1 protein-coding gene is annotated in these 536 nt (G+C 47.9%); it reads right to left on the bottom strand.

The features are described 5' to 3' along the window. A partial coding sequence (locus HW561_RS23520) for an HAD family hydrolase (RefSeq protein WP_176867787.1) occupies window positions 1-506 on the bottom strand: 506 nt, incomplete at its 3' end. Between the last annotated feature and the right edge of the window lie 30 nt (window positions 507-536).

Raw genomic sequence — 536 nt, 5'->3', positions numbered from 1 at the left:
AACATATCGGCGTTAGGTTTCGCCGCGCCATCAGGGCCCGCTTTAAAAGTGGCGCAGAAGTAATCTTGTAAGCCAATGCGCTGCACATCAACATTGCCGTTGGTAATCGCAACCAATGGTAATTTTTGTGCGAGCACTTCTAGCGTGCGGAAGGTTTGCTCTGGGATATCGACTCTATTTCGCAACAGAGTCACTTGTTGCATGGTCTGCTCAATGGCCTCTGCTTGGCTTGTGCCTGTGATTCCAATGGCAGCAAAAGCAAGCCCCAGCTGAGTCTCTCTTGCCACGGTCACATCATGTCGACAGCGCTCGCTACTGCGCAATGCTTGTTGCTTAAACCTTTTCCAATCTTGTTCATCAAAAGCCGATAACGGTGGAAAAGAGTCCACCCGCCAAAGTCGTAAGTCTCGCTCTAATCGCTTAATCACTGGATGATTGTCATACAAAGTATCATCAAGGTCGAAAGTCATTGCTTGCACTGTATTTAAGCTTCGATAAAAACGCATTACGACTCCGGTTTCTTCTTCGCTCTAGGG

The organism is Ruegeria haliotis (genome assembly GCF_013377785.1).
Taxonomy (GTDB): Bacteria; Pseudomonadota; Alphaproteobacteria; order Rhodobacterales; family Rhodobacteraceae; genus Ruegeria; species Ruegeria haliotis.
This window is presented reverse-complemented; position numbering and strand designations above follow the sequence as displayed.